Source organism: Pseudomonas sp. TE9122, assembly GCF_056278925.1.
On sequence record NZ_JBWBQI010000001.1, the window covers coordinates 4923389 to 4941669 of the forward strand.

General features: G+C 60.9%; 17 protein-coding genes. 11 read left to right on the forward strand and 6 right to left on the reverse strand.

Going from position 1 to position 18281, the window contains the following annotated elements; all coding sequences use genetic code 11:
* Window positions 1–144: 144 nt before the first annotated feature.
* The 3 genes from dgcA to ACZ9BE_RS22255 form a co-directional block, all read right to left on the reverse strand.
* Window positions 145–2205, reverse strand: coding sequence for a dimethylglycine demethylation protein DgcA (gene dgcA / locus ACZ9BE_RS22245; RefSeq protein ID WP_476249946.1), 2061 nt, complete (start codon window positions 2203–2205; stop codon window positions 145–147).
* A gap of 15 nt (window positions 2206–2220) precedes the next feature.
* Entirely contained in the window at window positions 2221–2751 is a 531-nt protein-coding gene (locus ACZ9BE_RS22250; RefSeq protein WP_039757633.1) for a 4-vinyl reductase, read from the reverse strand.
* 105 nt (window positions 2752–2856) lie between these two features.
* Entirely contained in the window at window positions 2857–3834 is a 978-nt protein-coding gene (locus ACZ9BE_RS22255) for a dipeptidase (RefSeq protein ID WP_024014597.1), read from the reverse strand.
* A 231-nt stretch (window positions 3835–4065) separates the two neighbouring features.
* Here ACZ9BE_RS22255 and ACZ9BE_RS22260 point away from each other — a divergent pair, with 231 nt between their 5' ends.
* Both ACZ9BE_RS22260 and ACZ9BE_RS22265 read left to right on the forward strand, forming a co-directional pair.
* A complete protein-coding gene (locus tag ACZ9BE_RS22260; protein ID WP_039757631.1) occupies window positions 4066–4467 on the forward strand; it encodes a lysozyme inhibitor LprI family protein in 402 nt (133 codons plus the stop codon).
* Window positions 4468–4514: 47 nt separating this feature from the next.
* Window positions 4515–4931, forward strand: a complete 417-nt coding sequence (locus ACZ9BE_RS22265; RefSeq protein WP_016772815.1) for a DUF3010 family protein — start codon at window positions 4515–4517, stop codon at window positions 4929–4931.
* A 144-nt stretch (window positions 4932–5075) separates the two neighbouring features.
* On the opposite strand, the gene ACZ9BE_RS22270 is transcribed toward ACZ9BE_RS22265, so the two are convergent.
* A complete protein-coding gene (locus tag ACZ9BE_RS22270) occupies window positions 5076–6020 on the reverse strand; it encodes a GlxA family transcriptional regulator (RefSeq protein ID WP_041476759.1) in 945 nt (314 codons plus the stop codon).
* A 191-nt stretch (window positions 6021–6211) separates the two neighbouring features.
* Between ACZ9BE_RS22270 and ACZ9BE_RS22275 the strand changes: the two genes are divergently transcribed.
* The 6 genes from ACZ9BE_RS22275 to ACZ9BE_RS22300 all read left to right on the forward strand — a co-directional run bounded on the left by ACZ9BE_RS22275 (window position 6212) and on the right by ACZ9BE_RS22300 (window position 11689).
* A complete protein-coding gene (locus ACZ9BE_RS22275) occupies window positions 6212–7156 on the forward strand; it encodes a choline ABC transporter substrate-binding protein (protein ID WP_024014601.1) in 945 nt (314 codons plus the stop codon).
* A gap of 120 nt (window positions 7157–7276) precedes the next feature.
* Entirely contained in the window at window positions 7277–8164 is an 888-nt protein-coding gene (gene cdhC / locus ACZ9BE_RS22280) for a 3-dehydrocarnitine:acetyl-CoA trimethylamine transferase CdhC (protein WP_056786525.1), read from the forward strand.
* Window positions 8165–8297: 133 nt separating this feature from the next.
* The gene (locus ACZ9BE_RS22285) at window positions 8298–9263 is read left to right on the forward strand and encodes an L-carnitine dehydrogenase (RefSeq protein WP_150636865.1); all 966 of its coding nucleotides are present in this window, start codon (window positions 8298–8300) and stop codon (window positions 9261–9263) included.
* A gap of 127 nt (window positions 9264–9390) precedes the next feature.
* Window positions 9391–9867, forward strand: a complete 477-nt coding sequence (locus tag ACZ9BE_RS22290; protein ID WP_406227750.1) for a thioesterase family protein — start codon at window positions 9391–9393, stop codon at window positions 9865–9867.
* Window positions 9868–9890: 23 nt separating this feature from the next.
* Window positions 9891–11054 (forward strand): gamma-butyrobetaine dioxygenase, encoded by a 1164-nt coding sequence (locus ACZ9BE_RS22295; protein WP_476249947.1) that lies wholly within the window; start codon window positions 9891–9893, stop codon window positions 11052–11054.
* A gap of 371 nt (window positions 11055–11425) precedes the next feature.
* A complete protein-coding gene (locus ACZ9BE_RS22300; RefSeq protein WP_008083190.1) occupies window positions 11426–11689 on the forward strand; it encodes a hypothetical protein in 264 nt (87 codons plus the stop codon).
* Between the two features lie 73 nt (window positions 11690–11762).
* Here the strand turns inward: ACZ9BE_RS22300 and gbdR are convergent, their stop codons facing one another.
* Both gbdR and ACZ9BE_RS22310 read right to left on the reverse strand, forming a co-directional pair.
* Window positions 11763–12866: a choline metabolism transcriptional regulator GbdR gene (gene gbdR, locus ACZ9BE_RS22305; protein ID WP_007949927.1), complete on the reverse strand. Its 1104-nt coding sequence runs from the start codon at window positions 12864–12866 to the stop codon at window positions 11763–11765.
* Window positions 12867–13413: 547 nt separating this feature from the next.
* Entirely contained in the window at window positions 13414–14790 is a 1377-nt protein-coding gene (locus tag ACZ9BE_RS22310) for an L-serine ammonia-lyase (RefSeq protein ID WP_252886914.1), read from the reverse strand.
* 435 nt (window positions 14791–15225) lie between these two features.
* Here ACZ9BE_RS22310 and ACZ9BE_RS22315 point away from each other — a divergent pair, with 435 nt between their 5' ends.
* The 3 genes from ACZ9BE_RS22315 to choV all read left to right on the forward strand — a co-directional run bounded on the left by ACZ9BE_RS22315 (window position 15226) and on the right by choV (window position 18271).
* Complete coding sequence (locus ACZ9BE_RS22315) at window positions 15226–16173, forward strand: choline ABC transporter substrate-binding protein (protein WP_476249948.1); 948 nt, start codon at window positions 15226–15228, stop codon at window positions 16171–16173.
* 77 nt (window positions 16174–16250) lie between these two features.
* Window positions 16251–17096 (forward strand): choline ABC transporter permease subunit, encoded by an 846-nt coding sequence (gene choW / locus ACZ9BE_RS22320; protein ID WP_016772805.1) that lies wholly within the window; start codon window positions 16251–16253, stop codon window positions 17094–17096.
* Window positions 17093–18271, forward strand: a complete 1179-nt coding sequence (gene choV, locus ACZ9BE_RS22325; RefSeq protein ID WP_016772804.1) for a choline ABC transporter ATP-binding protein — start codon at window positions 17093–17095, stop codon at window positions 18269–18271. The genes choW and choV overlap by 4 nt, the downstream gene beginning before the upstream one ends.
* Window positions 18272–18281: the final 10 nt, after the last annotated feature.

An 18281-nucleotide genomic window follows, 5' to 3' on the forward strand; every position in this document is an offset into this window, starting at 1 on the left:
CCACCAGTGCAACCTGGAGAAACACGATCCGCTTTACTGTGGGAGCGAGCCTGCTCGCGAAAGCGGTGAGTCAGTCGACATCATCGTCAACTGACAGATTGCATTCGCGAGCAGGCTCGCTCCCACAGGGTTTGGTGCAAGCCGTCAGAAATCCTTGCACAACCGCAGTGCGTCGTAGATCGCGGCGTGTGTGTTGCGCTGCGCCACGCAATCGCCAATGCGGAACAGCAAGTAGCCGTCACCCGTGGTGCTCAGCGAAGGTTGCGGCTGGATCGCGAACAGCGCTTCGACGTCGATCTGGCCCTTGTTGCGCGAGCCGTCCTTGAGCGCGTAGTAGATCTCCTCGTCCGGGCGTACGCCGTTTTCGACGACCACCTGATCGACGACCCGCTCCTCTTTCGCGCCGGTGTATTCGTTCTCCAGCACCGCGATCAGCTTGTCGCCCTCGCGGTAGACCTTCTCCAGCATCATGTCGCCGGTCATGATCACTTCTTTCGGGTACATGCTGCGGTAGTAGGTCGGGAACGACGTGCCGCCGATGGCCACGCCCGGTTTGATGTCGTCGGTAACGATCTCGACCTGGCTGCCCTTGTCGGCGAGGAAGTCGGCGACCGACATGCCGGTGAACTCGCAGATGGTGTCGTAGACCAGCACGTTCTTGCCCGGCGCAACCTTGCCGTCGAGCACGTCCCAGCTGCTGACCACCAGCCCTTCGGCCGCGCCCCAGTGTTCGTTCTGCTCAAGGTACGGATGACCGCCGACCGCCAGCACCACCACGTCCGGACGCAGGTCCATGATGGTGTCGGCATCCGCCGCCGTGCCCAGGCGCAGATCGACTTTCAGCCGCGCCAGTTCCAGCTGGAACCAGCGAGTGATGCCGGCGATCTGGTCACGCTGCGGTGCTTTCGATGCGGTGGTGATCTGCCCGCCGATGAAGTCTTTTTTCTCGAACAGTGTGACGTCGTGGCCCCGCTCGGCAGCCACGCGTGCTGCTTCCATCCCGGCCGGGCCGGCACCAACGATCACCACTTTGCGTTTCGGCCCGGTGGATTTCTCGATGATGTGCGGCACGCCCATGTATTCACGGGAGGTCGCGGCGTTCTGGATGCACAGCACGTCCAGGCCCTGATACTGGCGGTCGATGCAATAGTTGGCGCCGACGCACTGCTTGATCTGGTCGATCTGGCCCATCTTGATCTTGGCGATCAGGTGCGGGTCGGCGATGTGCGCGCGGGTCATGCCGACCATGTCGACGTAACCGCCTTCAAGGATGCGCGTGGCCTGGTTCGGGTCCTTGATGTTCTGCGCGTGCAGCACCGGCACCTTGACCACCTCCTTGATCCCGGCAGCCAGATGCAGGAACGGCTCCGGTGGATAACTCATGTTCGGAATCACGTTGGCCAGGGTGTTGTGGGTGTCGCAACCCGAGCCGACCACGCCGATGAAGTCGAGCATGCCGGTGTCGTCGTAATACTTGGCGATCTGCTTCATGTCCTCGTGGGACAAGCCGTCCGGGTGGAACTCGTCACCGCACAGGCGCATGCCCACGCAGAAATCGTCACCGACCTCGGCGCGCACGGCTTTGAGGACTTCCAGGCCGAACTTCATCCGCCCTTCGAAGGTGCCGCCCCATTCGTCGGTACGCTTGTTGACGCGCGGGCTCCAGAACTGGTCGATCATGTGCTGGTGCACGGCCGACAGTTCGACACCATCAAGGCCACCGGCCTTGGCGCGGCGCGCCGCCTGAGCGTAGTTGCCGATCACCCGCCAGATCTCTTCCGGCTCGATGGTTTTGCAAGTGGCGCGGTGCACCGGTTCACGGATGCCCGAGGGCGACATCAAGGTCGGCCAGTTGAAGCCGTCCCAGCGCGAGCGCCGGCCCATGTGGGTAATCTGGATCATGATCTTGGCGCCATGCTTGTGCATGGCGTCGGCCAGATTCTGGAAGTGCGGAATGATCCGGTCGGTGGACAGATTGACCGAACTCCACCATTCCTGCGGGCTGTCGATCGCCACCACGGACGAACCGCCACAGATGGCCAGGCCGATGCCGCCCTTGGCTTTCTCTTCGTAGTATTTGACGTAGCGGTCGGTGGTCATGCCACCGTCAGTCGCATAGACCTCGGCGTGCGCGGTGCTGAGCACGCGGTTGCGGATGGTCAGTTTGCCGATCTGGATCGGCTGGAACATTGCTTCGAAAGCCATGGCACGGTCCTCGGCTTACAACGGCTTGACGATAAACAAGCCGTCATCGTGGCCCTCTTCGGAGCCCCCGTAGACTTGTTCGGCCACAGTACGAATCTTGCTGCCACGGGCTTCGAGGATCTGATCCATGGCGCCGGCGAACCAGCCGGTGAACATGTAGTCGACCTTGCGCCCGACCTTGCCGTAGACATAGACAAACGCCGAGTGCTCGAGCTTGACGCTGGCGGTGCCTTTGTCGAGGTCGATGTCCTGGATCTTGAACAGGCCCCAGCCGCGCTGCGACAGGCGTTTCATGTAGTGCTCGAACACCGCGACGCCTTCCAGGCCGTGGCATTCGGCTTCCTTTTCACACCAGTGCCAGGCGGATTTGTAGCCGGCCTTGTAGAGGATCTCGGCGTAGGCTTCAGCGCCGAGCACTTCCTCGATGCCCATGTGGTTGTTGACGAAAAAGTGACGCGGCACATAGAGCATTGGCAGGGCGTCTGAGGTCCAGACACCGGTCTCGCTGTCGACTTCGATTGGCAATTGCGGGGCGATCTTGGCCATGGAAACTTAACTCCAGAAAAATGATGGTTCAGTGTTGGCCGCGGCCCTCACCCCAGCCCTCTCCCGCAGGAGAGGGGGCAGATCGGCGGCGGTCTTGAGAAAGCGTTATTCGCCCCAGACGTTCTTAAGAACGCTTACCCAGTTCTCACCCATGATCTTGCGCACCACACGCTCGGAATGGCCGCGCTTGAGCAGGGTTTCGGTGAGGTTGGGGAATTCGCCGACGGTGCGGATGCCCAGCGGGTTGATGATCTTGCCGAAGCTGGTCAGGCGGCGGGCGTAGCCCTTGTCGTGGGTCAGGTATTCGAAGAAGTCCTGGCCGTGACCCTGAGTGAAATCGGTGCCGATACCGATGGCGTCTTCGCCGACGATGTTCATGGTGTATTCGATGGCTTCGGCGTAATCGTCGATGGTCGAATCAATGCCCTTGGCGAGGAACGGCGCGAACATGGTCACACCGACGAAACCGCCGTGGTCGGCAATGAACTTCAACTCTGCGTCGGACTTGTTGCGCGGATGTTCTTTGAGACCCGACGGCAGGCAGTGCGAGTAGCAGACCGGTTTTTTCGATTCGAGAATGACTTCTTCGGAGGTCTTGGAACCGACGTGGGACAGGTCGCACATGACGCCGACGCGGTTCATCTCGGCAACGATTTCGCGACCGAAACCTGACAGACCGCCGTCACGCTCGTAGCAACCGGTGCCGACCAGATTCTGGGTGTTGTAGCACATCTGCACGATACCGACGCCGAGCTGCTTGAACACCTCGACATAGCCGATCTGGTCTTCGAACGCGTGGGCATTCTGGAAGCCGAAGAGGATGCCGGTCTTGCCCTGCTCCTTGGCGCGACGGATGTCGGCGGTGGTGCGCACCGGCATCACCAGGTCGCTGTTTTCGCGGATCAGTTTCTGGCTGGCAGCGATGTTGTTCACGGTCGCCTGAAAGCCTTCCCACACCGACACAGTGCAGTTGGCTGCCGTCAGACCGCCCTTGCGCATGTCTTCGAACAGCTCGCGGTTCCATTTGGCAATGATCAGACCGTCGATAACGATGCTGTCGGCGTGTAATTCGGCTGGGCTCATCAGGCGTCCCCTTATTGGCAATTCATGCGCCGAATCGTCTGCCGGCGCTTTGGGGCCAGCATATGCCTCGGTGCCGGGGCGACCGGGTGCAAAAACGACAGGGGAATTGCCGAAAGCGTCAATCCGCGACAAAGGGTCGTCAGCCGTCCTCATCGGCTGGCTGTTCAAGCCCGCGCGCTTGCGCCAGAATCTGCCGCAGCCTGCACCTACCAACGGATTAGAGCGACCCCAATGAAATCAATAATCCTCGCCCTGGCACTGATTGCGACCGGCGCCCACGCCGCCGAAGAATCCGAGAACAACCCGTGCGACGCGGTGGAAAACGACATCCAGACCCTGGAATGCTCCGCCTACAGCCGCAGCACCGCCGAAGACCTGCTCAAAGACAACTACGCCAGCCTCAACGAACGCATGCAGACCGCCTACGGCAAGAACCCGACGCAACTGGCCGACATCACCGCCAAACTGAAAACCGCCCAGCAGCAGTGGTTGAAGACGCGGGATGCGGATTGCGCGGTGGAAGCGTTCCCGGCAACGGCGGGGAGCAAGGCGTTCACCATTGCGCAGAATGATTGCGTGGCGCGGATGAGTGATGAACGGTCGGAGTTTTTGGAGTCGATTGGGCAGGAGTGAGTGTTTGAGCTGTAAGCTGAACCTCTTAAGCCAGTCTAAGGATTCCCATGAACATCTGCGGCATTGAAATCAAAGGCAGCGAAGCGATCATCGCCGTGGCGGCGCTCGACGGTTCGACGTTGAGCCACGTCCCTCTCGCCACGAAGAAGATTGCTCTGGATGACGATGACGAGGCGGCGAACGTGCGGCGGTTCGCGGCGCAGGTGGCGTCGTTTGTGCGGGAAAACTCGGTGGACCGGATCGCGATCAAGAAGCGCAGCAAAAAGGGCGAGTTTGCCGGTGGGCCGACGACGTTCAAGATCGAGGGCGTGTTTCAGTTGCTTGATGGTTGTGAGGTGACGCTGCTGTCGCCGCAGACGATCAATGCCCAGGCCAAGAAGCACAATTTCGAGCTGCCCGGGACGTTGAACAAATATCAGCATGAGGCTTACAAGGCGGCGTGTTCGGCGTTGGTGAAGAAATAAGCCGATTCCCGAAATCACCTTGGAACCTGTGGGAGCGGGCTTGCCCGCGATGGCGGTGTGTCCGGCAATAACAATGTTGGATGTGCTGGCCTCATCGCGGGCAAGCCCGCTCCCACAGGGGTTCTAGGGTGGTGCTGAAACCATTCACGCCTGCGCGGTACGCCGGTCTTCCCGGGGGCAGCGGGCGAAACGTGCGCGATAGCTGCGGGTGAAGTACGACGGTGATTCAAACCCGCAGGCAATGCTGACTTCGAGCACGCTCATGTCGGTCTGGCGCAGCAACTGCCGGGCCTTTTCCAGCCTTAACCGCAGATAGAAATTGCTCGGCGTATCGTTCAGATGCAGCCGGAACAAGCGCTCCAGTTGCCGCCGGGTCACCTTGATCGACTCCGCCAGTTGCAGCGTGGTCAGCGGTGGTTCGCTGTGCTGTTCCATCTCGCCGATCACCTGCACCAGTTTCTTGTTGCTGATGCCGTAACGCGTGGCGACTTCCATGCGCTGGTGATCCTTGCGCGGGCGTATGCGCCCGAGCACAAACTGCTCGCTGACCTGAATCGCCAGTTGCGGGCCGTGGGCCTGGGCGATCAGGTCGAGCATCAGATCAATCGAGGCCGTACCTCCCGCCGAGGTGATCCGCCGCCGGTCGATCTCGAACAGCTCCTGGGTGACGCTGAGCTGTGGATAAGATTCCTTGAAGGCATCGATCGCCTCCCAGTGCAGGGTCAGGCGATGGCCGTCGAGCAGGCCTGCTTCGGCAAGGACGAAGCTGCCGGTGTCGATCGCACCGAGGGTTACGCCGTCGTTGTCCAGCCTGCGCAACCAGTGTTCCAGCGTCGGCGTGATGAACTTCAGCGGTTCGAAGCCGGCCACCACCAGCAAGGTCGCGCCTTTCTTCAGCGGCTCCAGCGCTGCATCGGCGTTGACCGACATGCCGTTGCTCGCCAATACCGCGCCGCCATCGGCGCTGAGCACATGCCAGCGGTACAACTCGCCGCGAAAACGGTTGGCCACGCGCAACGGTTCGATCGCGGAAATAAAGCCGATGGCGGAGAACCCCGGCATCAGCAAAAAGTAGAAATCCTGGGACATAGGCGCACTCGGTTGGCGGGTCGCGTGGCTCGTTGATACGCCGATTATCGGCGGCGTTCAAGCGCGCAGGTCGCTACAGTGCAAATGCCAGTCGCCGCAGTGCGCTTTCACGGGCCTATAGCTGCGTAACTTGGCCTCACCGGCGCGCAGATGCCGGGAACCACAATAATCGAACTGCCGAGGAACCCGACATGAAACGACTGATCAGCAGCTGCGTTCTTGCACTCAGCGGTACCGCTTTCTTCAGCACCGGCGTGATGGCGGCCGAACCGGCCTCCTGCAAGAACGTACGCATGGGCGTGGTCAACTGGACTGACGTGATCGCCACCAGTGCCATGACCCAGGTCCTGCTCGATGGCCTCGGCTACAGCACCAAACAGACCAGCGCCTCCCAGCAGATCATCTTCGCCGGGATTCGCGATCAGCGCCTGGACCTGTTCCTCGGCTACTGGAACCCGCTGATGACCCAGACCATCACGCCATTCGTCGAGGCCAATCAGGTGAAAGTGCTCGAAGCACCGAGCCTGAAAGATGCCCGCGCCACTCTCGCCGTGCCGACGTACCTGGCCGACAAGGGGCTGAAAACCTTCGCCGACATCGCCAAATTCGAGAAGGAATTGGGCGGCAAGATCTACGGCATCGAGCCAGGCTCGGGCGCCAACACGCAGATCAAAGCGATGATCGCCAAGAACCAGTTTGGCCTCGGTAAGTTCCAGCTCGTCGAATCAAGCGAGGCCGGCATGCTCGCCGCCGTCGACCGCGCCGTACGGCGCAAGGAAGCCGTAGTGTTCTTCGGTTGGGCGCCGCACCCGATGAACGTCAACATTCAGATGACCTATCTGACCGGCAGCGAAGACGCCCTCGGCCCGAACGAAGGCATGGCCACGGTGTGGACGGTCACATCACCGAAGTACGCCGAACAATGCCCGAACATCGGCCGCCTGCTGGCCAACCTGACTTTCACCGCCGAATCCGAGAGCCGGATGATGCAGCCGCTGCTCGATCACAAGGATGCCTTCGAGTCGGCGAAGCAGTGGCTCAAGGATCACCCCGAAGACAAACAGCGCTGGCTTGAAGGTGTGACGACTTTCGATGGCAAACCGGCTGCTGAAAATCTGCAACTGACCAGCAAATAACCCCTCGATTGAAGAGCCCCTCACCCTGACCCTCTCCCCAAGGGAGAGGGGAATTTGACGACGCTTCGCAGCCCCGCAACGGGCTGCGGACAGACCCATCTCGCCTGAAGGAAACGCACCATGAACCACGACGTCATCATCACCTGCGCACTTACCGGTGCTGGCGACACGACCGCCAAAAGTCCACATGTGCCGATCACCCCGAAACAGATTGCCGCTGCAGCGGTGGAAGCGGCCAAGGCTGGCGCCACCGTGGTGCACTGCCATGTGCGCGATCCGCAGACCGGCAAGTTCAGCCGTGACGTGGCGCTGTACCGCGAAGTGATGGAGCGCATCCGCGAGGCGGACGTCGACATCATCGTCAACCTGACCGCCGGGATGGGCGGCGACCTGGAAATCGGACCTGGCGAGAAGCCGATGGAGTTCGGCCCGAACACCGATCTGGTCGGTCCGCTGACCCGTCTCGCCCACGTTGAACAGTTGCTGCCGGAAATCTGCACCCTCGATTGCGGCACGCTGAACTTCGGCGACGGCGACACCATTTACGTATCCACTCCGGCGCAACTGCGCGCCGGCGCCAAGCGCATCACCGAACTGGGGGTGAAGGCCGAACTGGAGATTTTCGACACCGGGCATCTGTGGTTCGCCAAGCAGATGATCAAGGAAGGCTTGCTCGACAACCCGCTGTTCCAGCTGTGCCTGGGCATCCCGTGGGGCGCACCGGCCGATACCACCACGATGAAAGCCATGGTCGACAACCTGCCCGCCGACGCGGTGTGGGCCGGCTTCGGCATCGGCCGCATGCAGATGCCGATGGCGGCGCAAGCGGTGCTGCTCGGCGGCAACGTGCGGGTCGGCCTGGAGGACAACCTGTGGCTGGACAAAGGTGTGCTGGCGACCAATGGCCAATTGGTTGAACGCGCCACGGAAATCCTCAGCCGCCTCGGCGCCCGCGTGCTCACACCGGCAGAAGGTCGCAAAAAAATGGGCCTGACCCAGCGCGGCTGATCCATCACCCATTTCACCTGTAGGAGCTGCCGAAGGCTGCGATCTTTTGACTTTGATTTTTGAGAAGCAAGATCAAAAGATCGCAGCCTTCGGCAGCTCCTACAGGGCTCTTCGAACTCTTCAGGACATCACCATGCGCTTTATCACCGAAATCAAAACCTTCGCCGCTCTCGGTAGCGGTGTCATCGGCAGTGGTTGGGTCGCCCGCGCCCTCGCCCACGGACTTGATGTAGTGGCCTGGGACCCGGCGCCCGGCGCTGAGGCGGCATTGCGCCAACGCGTGGCCAATGCCTGGGGCGCGCTGGAGAAAAACGGCCTGGCGCCGGGTGCTTCGCAGGATCGTCTGCGCTTTGTCGCGACCATCGAGGAATGCGTGCGTGACGCCGACTTCATCCAGGAAAGCGCCCCGGAGCGGCTGGAACTGAAACTTGATCTGCACAGCAAAATCAGCGCCGCGGCCAAGCCCGATGCGCTGATCGGCTCCAGCACTTCAGGCCTGTTGCCCAGCGAGTTCTACGAGAGTTCGACGCACCCTGAACGCTGCGTGGTAGGCCACCCGTTCAACCCGGTTTATCTGTTGCCACTGGTGGAAGTGGTCGGCGGCAAAAATACCGCGCCGGAAGCGGTGCAAGCGGCGATGCAAGTCTACGAATCCCTCGGCATGCGCCCGTTGCATGTGCGCAAGGAAGTGCCGGGTTTCATCGCCGATCGCTTGCTTGAAGCGCTGTGGCGTGAGGCGTTGCACCTGGTCAACGACGGTGTCGCGACGACCGGCGAGATCGACGATGCAATCCGTTTTGGCGCTGGTCTGCGCTGGTCGTTCATGGGCACGTTCCTGACCTACACCCTGGCCGGCGGCGATGCCGGCATGCGCCACTTCATGTCGCAATTCGGTCCGGCGTTGCAGTTGCCGTGGACGTATCTGCCGGCACCGGAGCTGACCGACAAGCTGATCGATGATGTGGTCGATGGCACCACTGATCAGCTCGGTCGGCACAGCATTTCGGCGCTGGAGCGCTATCGTGATGATTGTTTGCTGGCGGTGCTTGAGGCGGTGAAGACCACCAAAGAGAAGCACGGAATGAGTTTCAGCGAATAGACCTTGCAAAGCGCTTCCGGCCCCTTCGCGAGCAGGCTCGCTCCCACAGGTAAACGCATTTCAATGTGGGAGCGAGCCTGCTCGCGAAGACGGCAGTCCAGTCATCATCAATGTTGGAACCGAAACCATGCCCCACCTCACCACCTACCAAACCACCATCATCCCCGACTGGGTCGACTACAACGGCCACCTGCGCGACGCCTTCTACCTGCTGATCTTCAGCTACGCCACCGACGCGCTGATGGACCGCCTCGGCATGGACAGCAGCAACCGCGAGGCCAGCGGCCACTCGCTGTTCACCCTCGAACTGCACCTCAATTATCTGCACGAAGTGAAGATCGACACTGAGGTGGAAGTGCGCACGCAAATCATCGGCCACGACAGCAAGCGCCTGCACCTCTACCACAGCCTGCACAAGGTCGGCGATGAGCAAGAGTTGGCCGGCAATGAACAGATGCTTTTGCACGTCGACCTCGCCGGCCCGCGCTCGGCACCGTTCAGCCCCGATACGTTGCATCGCTTGCAGACCATCGTCGCGGATCAGACCGACCTGCCCGCTCCCGCTTACATCGGCCGCGTGATCGCGCTGCCACCCGCTCGGTAAATCCCCACTGCCAAGGAGCCGCCATGAACACCGCCGTCGCTGTTGCCGATTTTCGTACTTATCCGTTGATCAGCGCGCTCGGTGGCGTGCAGGGTCTGGCGGATCGCGTTGTCATCGAATGGGCTGACGGACGTGTCAGCCCGTTTCACCACATATGGCTGCGCGACAATTGCCCGTGTGATCAATGTGTCTACAGCGTTACTCGCGAACAAGTCTTCGAAAGCGTCGATGCCGCCGAGGATTTGCAACCGCTGGCCACGCGCATCGACACCGATGGCTGCCTGCGCATCGACTGGCAGGACGGTCACCTCAGCCGCTTCGATCCGGGCTGGCTGCGCGCACATGCCTATGACGATGAATCCCGCGCCGAACGCCTGGCCGGCAAACCGCAGCCCCGTTTGTGGCACAGCGATCTGCAGTTGCCGGTGTTCGACTACACCGCGCTGATGAACGACAACGCCGCGCTGCTGCAATGGTTGCTCGCCGTGCGCGACATCGGCCTGACCCAAGTGCGCGGCGTGCCCACCGAGCCGGGCTCGCTGAAGCTCATCGCGCAGCGGATTTCCTTCATTCGCGAAAGCAACTTCGGCGTGCTGTTCAATGTGCAATCCAAAGCCGACGCCGACAGCAACGCCTACACCGCCTTCAACCTGCCATTGCACACGGATTTGCCGACTCGCGAGCTGCAACCGGGGCTGCAATTTCTGCATTGCCTGGTGAATGATGCCGAGGGTGGCGAGAGTATTTTCGTCGATGGTTTTGCGATCGCCGACGCCTTGCGTCAGGAGGAGCCGCAGCTGTTTGAGGCCCTGTGCGAAATCCCTGTGGAATTTCGCAACAAGGACCGGCACAGCGACTATCGCTGCCTGGCGCCGGTCATCGCTGTGGATGCGCTGGGCCGGGTGGCGGAGATTCGCATGGCCAACTTTCTGCGCGGGGCGTTCGATACGTCGGTGGCGCAGATGCCGTTGCTGTATCGCGCCTATCGGCGCTTGATTGCGATGACTCGCGAGACGCGATTCCGGCTGATGCAGCGGCTCAAGCCGGGCGAATTGTGGTGCTTTGACAACCGCCGCACGCTGCATGCGCGCAATGCTTTTGATCCAGCGACCGGGGCGCGACATTTTCAGGGCTGCTATGTCGACCGGGATGAGTTGTTGTCGCGGATTCTGGTGTTACAACGTTGAACCGCGTCATCGTTCTTCGCGAGCAGGCTCGCTCCCACAGGGGTACGCATTCCAAAGTGGGAGCGAGCCTGCTCGCGAAAGCGTCAGCGGGAACAACTAATCTCTGACTGATTCACAAGCAAAAAAAACTCCGATCAAGCCGTGACAGGATCGGAGCTGAGGAGGGTACTGTTGAGGAGCTGCCAGGCGAGGGTGACCAAACCTTCGTGAAGCGAGCTGGCGCCAGTGTGCCTAGTCGACAATCCAGTCGGTTAGCCGAAAACGACCTGTTCATAGTCGTCCCGGCCACCGCGACAAAACGCCCTTGCCGCGTCCGGTCGGGGCCACCAGAATCGAGCCAAGACCTCCGTTGCCACAGAAGGATTTGCGTAATGATGTACGCCGATTTGATTGACCAGGAAGATCTGTTGGGCCAGCTCAAGGCCTTGGGTATTCAGGTGCCGAGCGGTACCACCGCCGAGCAGGCCTGTGAGTGCGCGGTGCGTGGCCTGGATAATGTTCGCGCATTCGAACTGCGCAAGATGGTCAAGGACATGTACACCAGCGGCGCCAGCATTCAGCCGGCGGTGCGTCAGGCGATCGACAAACAGTTGTTGCCGGCCCTTGCGGATTACCAGCAGTCCCACAGCGCCTGAGAAACCCCTTCGCGAGCAGGCTCGCTCCCACCTGATCGTTCCCACGCTCTGCGTGGGAACGATCAGACTCGGTCTACAGCCTTACGCTGGCAAACGTCGACTCATTGCGCGCCTGACTCAGCGCTGACATCGGCCCCGACAGCGGCGACATCACGATGGCCTGCGGCAGTGGCAACATCGCCACTTGCTGGGTGGTGTTGGAGCCGACGCGCTCGTCACGCGGCGGAATGCCGAAGTACTCGCGATAGCACTTGGAGAAGTGCGGCGTGGAGACGAAACCACACACCGACGCCACTTCGATGATCGACATCGGCGTCTGCTTGAGCAGCTGCCGGGCGCGGATCAGGCGCAACTTCAGGTAATAGCGTGACGGCGAGCAGTGCAGGTATTTCTGGAACAACCGCTCCAGTTGTCGACGCGACACCGCGACATACACCGCCAGCTCATCCAGATCGATCGGCTCTTCCAGATTGGCTTCCATCAGCGCGACGATTTCCTGCAACTTCGGCTGGTTGGTGCCGAGCATGTGCTTGAGCGGCACGCGCTGGTGATCCTGTTCGTTGCGGATGCGCTCGTAGACGAACATTTCCGAGATCGCTGCCGACAGTTCACGACCGTGATCGCGGCTGATCAGGTGCAGCATCATGTCCAGCGGCGCGGTACCGCCGGAACTGGTGAAGCGGTTACGGTCGAGGGTGAACAGCCGTGTGCTCATGGCCACGCGCGGGAAAGCTTCCTGCATCGCCGCCAGACATTCCCAGTGCACGCTGCAATCGAAGCCGTCGAGCAGACCGGCACAGGCCAGCGCCCAACTGCCGGTGCACACCGCGCCCAGGCGCTTGGACTGGCGCGCCTGGCTTTGCAGCCAAGAGACGTGTTCACGGGTCACGGTGCGTTGAATGCCGATGCCGCCGCAGACAATCACCGTGTCCAGGGGCGGGGCTTTGTGCATGGAGGCGTCGGGAGTGATCTGCAGACCGTCACTGGCCCAGACCTGGCCGCCATCGACGGTGAGGGTGCTCCAGCGATACAGCTCGCGACCGGACAACTGGTTGGCCATGCGCAGCGGCTCAACGGCGGACGCCAGGGAAATCAGCGTGAAATTGTCCAGCAGCAGAAAGCCGATGGATTGAGGCGCACGGTTCTGGGGTTGGGCCCCGGAGTTGAACGACGTCATCGCGGTATCTCCTCACACAAAGCGGGTGGCGGCCTCAGGCGGAGGCTCTTGTTATTGCCCGCGTCTCACAGAGAAAGCAGGCTTTGTTATGACAGAGCAATTGCCGTGCCTGAAATTGGACGGCCATTCAATAACTCCTGAAAACGACCTCGCGACGCGTCTATACGAGACCTCGGAACACGCCATTTCGAAGTGCCATCAGATGCCGCGAGAGCCCTGCCGCGCAGCCTGTGAGCAGATCGGTAGCACTTGTGGGAACTGGCCTGCAGAGGATTTGCACAGAGTGTCACCGCAAGCACGGGCGACGGACGGTCAGGTAACGACTGACAAGTCACGACTGACAATGACGCTTGTCTGATTGCGACGCGCCAAAAGGTGGCGCGGCTGGATTGGGGTGTTCTTTTGTTGAGCAGTTTTGACTGGTCTGGCGCCTTCGCGAGCAGGCTCGCTCCCACATTGGAATCTGGGGTCCACAAATATTGTGTTCACTGGAGATCTATTGTGGGAGCGAGCCTGCTCGCGAAGAATCCACCTCGGTGTGGCTGGCTCAGCACTCAACCGCACTGACCGCCAAGCCACCGCGCGAAGTTTCTTTATATTTGTCATGCATATCGGCGCCGGTATCACGCATGGTGCGGATCACCCGGTCCAGCGAGATAAAGTGCTGACCGTCGCCACGCAGAGCCATTTGCGCCGCGTTGATCGCTTTCACTGCGGCAATCGCATTGCGCTCGATGCACGGCACTTGCACCAGGCCACCGACCGGGTCGCAGGTCAGGCCCAGGTTGTGCTCCAGGCCGATTTCCGCTGCGTTGCACAATTGTTCAGGGGTGGCGCCGAGAATCTCCGCCAGCCCTGCCGCCGCCATCGCGCAGGCCGAACCGACCTCGCCCTGGCAACCGACCTCGGCCCCAGAGATCGACGCATTCTTCTTGCACAAAATGCCGACTGCCGCCGCGCCGAGGAAATAGTCGACGACGTTGGCGTCGGTGACCGCTTCGCTGAACTTCATGAAATAGTGCAGCACCGCCGGGATGATCCCCGCCGCGCCGTTGGTCGGGGCAGTGACCATGCGCCCGCCGGCAGCATTCTCTTCATTGACGGCAAGGGCGAACAGATTGACCCACTCCATCGCGCTCAGGGTCGAGCCGATGACATTGGGTTTATTCAGCTCTTGCAGGCTGCGGTGCAACTTCGCCGCACGCCGTCGCACGTTCAAGCCGCCGGGCAGAATGCCCTCGTGCTTGAGGCCCTGCTCGACGCAATCCTGCATCGCCCGCCACAGTTTCATCAGCCCGGCACGGATCTCTTCTTCGCTGCGCCAGACCTTTTCGTTGGCCATCATCAGTTCGGCGACGCGCAGGTTGTGCGTTTTGCACAACTGCAGCAGCTCGACCGCACTGGAGAAATCGTAGGGCAATTCGGTGCGATCCAGATCGACCACACCGCTGGCCGCTTGCGCCTCATCAACGACGAAGCCGCCGCCGACTGAATAGTAGGTGTCACGATGCAGCTCACCGAATTCGCCTTCGGCCACCAGGGTCATGGCGTTGGGATGGAATGGCAGGTTTTCGTCGATCAGGCGCATGTCCCGCGCCCAGATAAACGGCACCGCCAGACGGCCATCCAATAACAACGTATGGGTTTCGCGCAGCGCCTGAATGCGCGGGCCGATCTGCGCCGGGTCGATTGCGTCCGGCCACTCGCCCATCAGGCCCATGATCACCGCGTTGTCGCTGCCGTGGCCGATGCCGGTGGCCGACAGCGATCCGAACAACTGCACCTCGATGCGCCGCACCTGCTCCAGTTGATGCTTGCCGCGCAGCGACTCGACAAACAGTGCGGCGGCGCGCATCGGCCCGACGGTGTGGGAACTGGAAGGGCCGATGCCGATTTTGAACAGGTCGAAAACGCTGATAGCCATTGCTGCGAAGCTCCTGAGAATACCGGTCCGGGCTGCAAAAGCGCCCGCTGGCGGAGCTGCTACGCTCAAGCTGCGATCCGCCGAATGCCGGCATCATCGGGCTTTTGTCGGCGCGCACGGCGTCTGACACCGACGCAGTCATGTCCAGCAGCGTCGTCACGTTTTCGCCCCGCAAATACGCCGTTTTTATGCAGTCGAGCAGGTCATCGGGGGCGGAAAAAAGCTGTAAGCGACGTCACCGACACTGGAAGCGACCATCCCTGTACTGGATACGACCCTCCCTGTAGGCGTCAGATTTTCACTGGTACATGATCGGGATGACTCGATTGCAAGGCGCTGCGGTAGAGCTGTCTCAAAAACGCCACCAACCGCAACCCATAAGTGCGGTGGTCCACAGTCGGAACACTGCCAAAAAAAACACCAAGGAGTCCATCCATGAAAGGTTCCCCGTCGTTGTTGTTGGCCGCCCTGCTGAGTCTGCCGTTACTGGCGCAAGCCGCAGAACCGGCACAGTGCAGCCTCGTTAACTTCTCCGATGTCGGCTGGACCGACATCACCGCAACCACCGCCACCACTTCCGTTGTTCTCAACGCCCTCGGCTACAAGACCAAAACCACCATGATCTCCGTGCCCGTGACCTACAAGTCGCTGGCCGACGGCAAGAACATGGACGTGTTTCTCGGTAACTGGATGCCGACCATGGAGAACGACATCAAGCCGTATCGCGATGCCGGCACCGTCGACACCGTGCGCACCAACCTCAAGGGTGCCAAATACACCCTCGCCGTGCCGCAAGCCCTGTATGACAAAGGCCTGCATGACTTCGCCGACATCGCCAAATTCAAGAAAGAACTCGACGGCAAGATCTACGGCATCGAGCCGGGCAACGACGGCAATCGGCTGATCCAGAGCATGATCGACAAGGATGCCTTCGGCCTGAAAACCGCTGGCTTCAAGATCGTCGAATCCTCCGAGGCCGGCATGCTCTCGCAAGTCGACCGGGCGCAGAAGCGCGACACCGCCGTGGTCTTCCTCGGCTGGGCACCGCACCCGATGAACAAGCGCTTCAAGATTCAATACCTGACCGGCGGCGACGACTTCTTCGGCCCCGATTTCGGCGCAGCCACCGTGGCGACCAACACCCGCAAGGGTTACGCCGAAGAATGCAGCAATGTCGGTCAGCTGTTGAAAAACCTGGAGTTCACCGTCGACATGGAAAGTGAACTGATGGGCAACATTCTCGACGACAAGATGAAGCCTGACGCGGCCGCCAAGGCCTGGCTGAAAAAGAATCCACAGGTGCTCGATACCTGGCTCGTTGGCGTGACCACCATTGACGGTAAACCAGGCCTGGAGGCCGTGAAAGCCAAGCTCGCGCCTTGATTTGAAAGGCACCGCTTATGCCGGGCAGGCGTGCCTGCCCGGGCTGTTAATTTCCTTGCATGCGGACGTTCACTACCATGCTGATTGATCAGAAAATACCTTTAGGCCAGTACATCGCGGGCTTCGTCGAATGGTTGACGCAACACGGCGCCAACACCTTCGACGCAATCGCCGTGACACTGGAAACGATGATCCACGGCGTGACGTTTGCGCTGACCTGGTTCAACCCACTGGTGCTGATTGGCCTGATTGCCATCATTGCCCATCTGATTCAACGCAAGTGGGGCCTGACCGCGTTCGTGGTCGCCTCGTTCCTGCTGATCCTCAACCTGGGGTACTGGCAGGAAACCATGGAAACCCTCGCCCAGGTGCTGTTCGCCACCCTGGTCTGCGTGTTGATCGGCGTGCCGCTGGGCATCGTCGCCGCGCACAAACCGATGTTCTACACCATGATGCGGCCGGTGCTCGATCTGATGCAGACCGTGCCGACCTTCGTTTACCTCATTCCTACCCTGACCCTCTTCGGGCTGGGTGTGGTACCGGGCCTGATCTCCACGGTGGTCTTCGCCATCGCGGCGCCGATCCGCCTGACCTACCTGGGCATCCGCGATGTCCCGCAAGAACTGATGGACGCCGGCAAGGCCTTCGGCTGCTCGCGTCGCCAATTGCTCTCAAGGATCGAACTGCCGCACGCCATGCCGAGCATCGCGGCGGGCATCACCCAGTGCATCATGCTGTCGCTGTCGATGGTGGTGATCGCGGCACTGGTCGGCGCCGACGGACTCGGCAAACCGGTGGTCAACGCACTGAACACTGCTGATATTGCCCTGGGCTTCGAAGCAGGCCTGGCAATCGTACTGCTGGCGATCATGCTCGACCGTATCTGCAAACAACCCGACGCCAAAGTAGGGGGTGACGCATGAGCATAATTCGCTTCGAAGACGTCGACGTAATCTTCTCCAAGGATCCGCGCGAGGCACTCAAGCTGCTCGATCAGGGCATGACCCGCAACGAGATCCTGAAGAAGACCGGTCAGATCGTCGGCGTGGAAAAAGCCACGCTGGACATCAACAAAGGCGAGATCTGCGTGCTGATGGGCCTGTCCGGCTCGGGCAAATCGAGCCTGCTGCGCTGCATCAACGGCCTCAACACCGTGAGCCGTGGCAAGCTGTTCGTCGAGCATGAAAACCGCCAGATCGACATCGCCTCCTGCACGCCCGCCGAGCTGAAAATGATGCGCACCAAGCGCATTGCCATGGTCTTTCAGAAATTCGCTCTGATGCCGTGGCTGACGGTGCGCGAGAACATCAGTTTCGGTCTGGAGATGCAGGGCCGACCGGAGAAGGAACGCAAGAAACTGGTCGATGAGAAACTCGAACTGGTCGGCCTGACCCAATGGCGCAACAAGAAGCCTGATGAGCTATCCGGCGGCATGCAGCAGCGCGTCGGCCTCGCCCGCGCGCTGGCGATGGACGCCGACATTCTGCTGATGGACGAACCGTTCTCGGCCCTCGACCCGTTGATCCGCCAGGGTCTGCAGGATGAACTGCTGGAGCTGCAACGCAAGCTGAGCAAGACCATCGTGTTTGTGAGCCACGACCTCGATGAAGCACTCAAATTGGGTAGCCGCATCGCGATCATGAAAGACGGTCGGATCATCCAGTACAGCGTGCCGGAGGAAATCGTCCTCAACCCGGCGGACGACTATGTGCGCACCTTTGTCGCCCACACCAATCCGCTCAACGTGCTCTGCGGCCGCAGCCTGATGCGCACGCTGGACAAGTGCAAACGCATCAACGGCTCGGTGTGCCTCGATCCGGGCGGCGACTCGTGGCTGGACCTGGCCGAAGGCAACACCATCAAAGGCGCACGGCAGAACGGCTCGGTGCTGAACCTGCAGAACTGGGCACCGGGGCAAGCGGTGGAAGGCCTGGAGCGCAAACCGACGCTGGTGGACTCGAACATCGGCATGCGTGACGCGCTGCAGATCCGTTATCAGACCGGCAACAAGCTGGTGCTGCACGATAACAATCATGTGGTGGGGATTCTCGGCGACAGCGAGTTGTATCACGCGTTGTTGGGCAAGAATCTGGGGTAATGCGCCAGGT

Excerpts from the sequence above, each read along its gene's own strand:
- cdhC (WP_056786525.1), top strand. The coding sequence starts at position 7,277 with ATGAACCACGACGTCATCATCACCTGCGCACTTACCGGTGCTGGCGAC.
- choV (WP_016772804.1), top strand. The coding sequence starts at position 17,093 with ATGAGCATAATTCGCTTCGAAGACGTCGACGTAATCTTCTCCAAGGAT.
- ACZ9BE_RS22255 (WP_024014597.1), bottom strand. The coding sequence starts at position 3,834 with ATGAGCCCAGCCGAATTACACGCCGACAGCATCGTTATCGACGGTCTG.
- ACZ9BE_RS22295 (WP_476249947.1), top strand. The coding sequence starts at position 9,891 with ATGAACACCGCCGTCGCTGTTGCCGATTTTCGTACTTATCCGTTGATC.
- ACZ9BE_RS22265 (WP_016772815.1), top strand. The coding sequence starts at position 4,515 with ATGAACATCTGCGGCATTGAAATCAAAGGCAGCGAAGCGATCATCGCC.
- ACZ9BE_RS22290 (WP_406227750.1), top strand. The coding sequence starts at position 9,391 with ATGCCCCACCTCACCACCTACCAAACCACCATCATCCCCGACTGGGTC.
- ACZ9BE_RS22275 (WP_024014601.1), top strand. The coding sequence starts at position 6,212 with ATGAAACGACTGATCAGCAGCTGCGTTCTTGCACTCAGCGGTACCGCT.
- ACZ9BE_RS22310 (WP_252886914.1), bottom strand. The coding sequence starts at position 14,790 with ATGGCTATCAGCGTTTTCGACCTGTTCAAAATCGGCATCGGCCCTTCC.
- ACZ9BE_RS22300 (WP_008083190.1), top strand. The coding sequence starts at position 11,426 with ATGATGTACGCCGATTTGATTGACCAGGAAGATCTGTTGGGCCAGCTC.
- dgcA (WP_476249946.1), bottom strand. The coding sequence starts at position 2,205 with ATGGCTTTCGAAGCAATGTTCCAGCCGATCCAGATCGGCAAACTGACC.
- ACZ9BE_RS22270 (WP_041476759.1), bottom strand. The coding sequence starts at position 6,020 with ATGTCCCAGGATTTCTACTTTTTGCTGATGCCGGGGTTCTCCGCCATC.
- ACZ9BE_RS22315 (WP_476249948.1), top strand. The coding sequence starts at position 15,226 with ATGAAAGGTTCCCCGTCGTTGTTGTTGGCCGCCCTGCTGAGTCTGCCG.
- gbdR (WP_007949927.1), bottom strand. The coding sequence starts at position 12,866 with ATGACGTCGTTCAACTCCGGGGCCCAACCCCAGAACCGTGCGCCTCAA.
- choW (WP_016772805.1), top strand. The coding sequence starts at position 16,251 with ATGCTGATTGATCAGAAAATACCTTTAGGCCAGTACATCGCGGGCTTC.
- ACZ9BE_RS22250 (WP_039757633.1), bottom strand. The coding sequence starts at position 2,751 with ATGGCCAAGATCGCCCCGCAATTGCCAATCGAAGTCGACAGCGAGACC.
- ACZ9BE_RS22285 (WP_150636865.1), top strand. The coding sequence starts at position 8,298 with ATGCGCTTTATCACCGAAATCAAAACCTTCGCCGCTCTCGGTAGCGGT.
- ACZ9BE_RS22260 (WP_039757631.1), top strand. The coding sequence starts at position 4,066 with ATGAAATCAATAATCCTCGCCCTGGCACTGATTGCGACCGGCGCCCAC.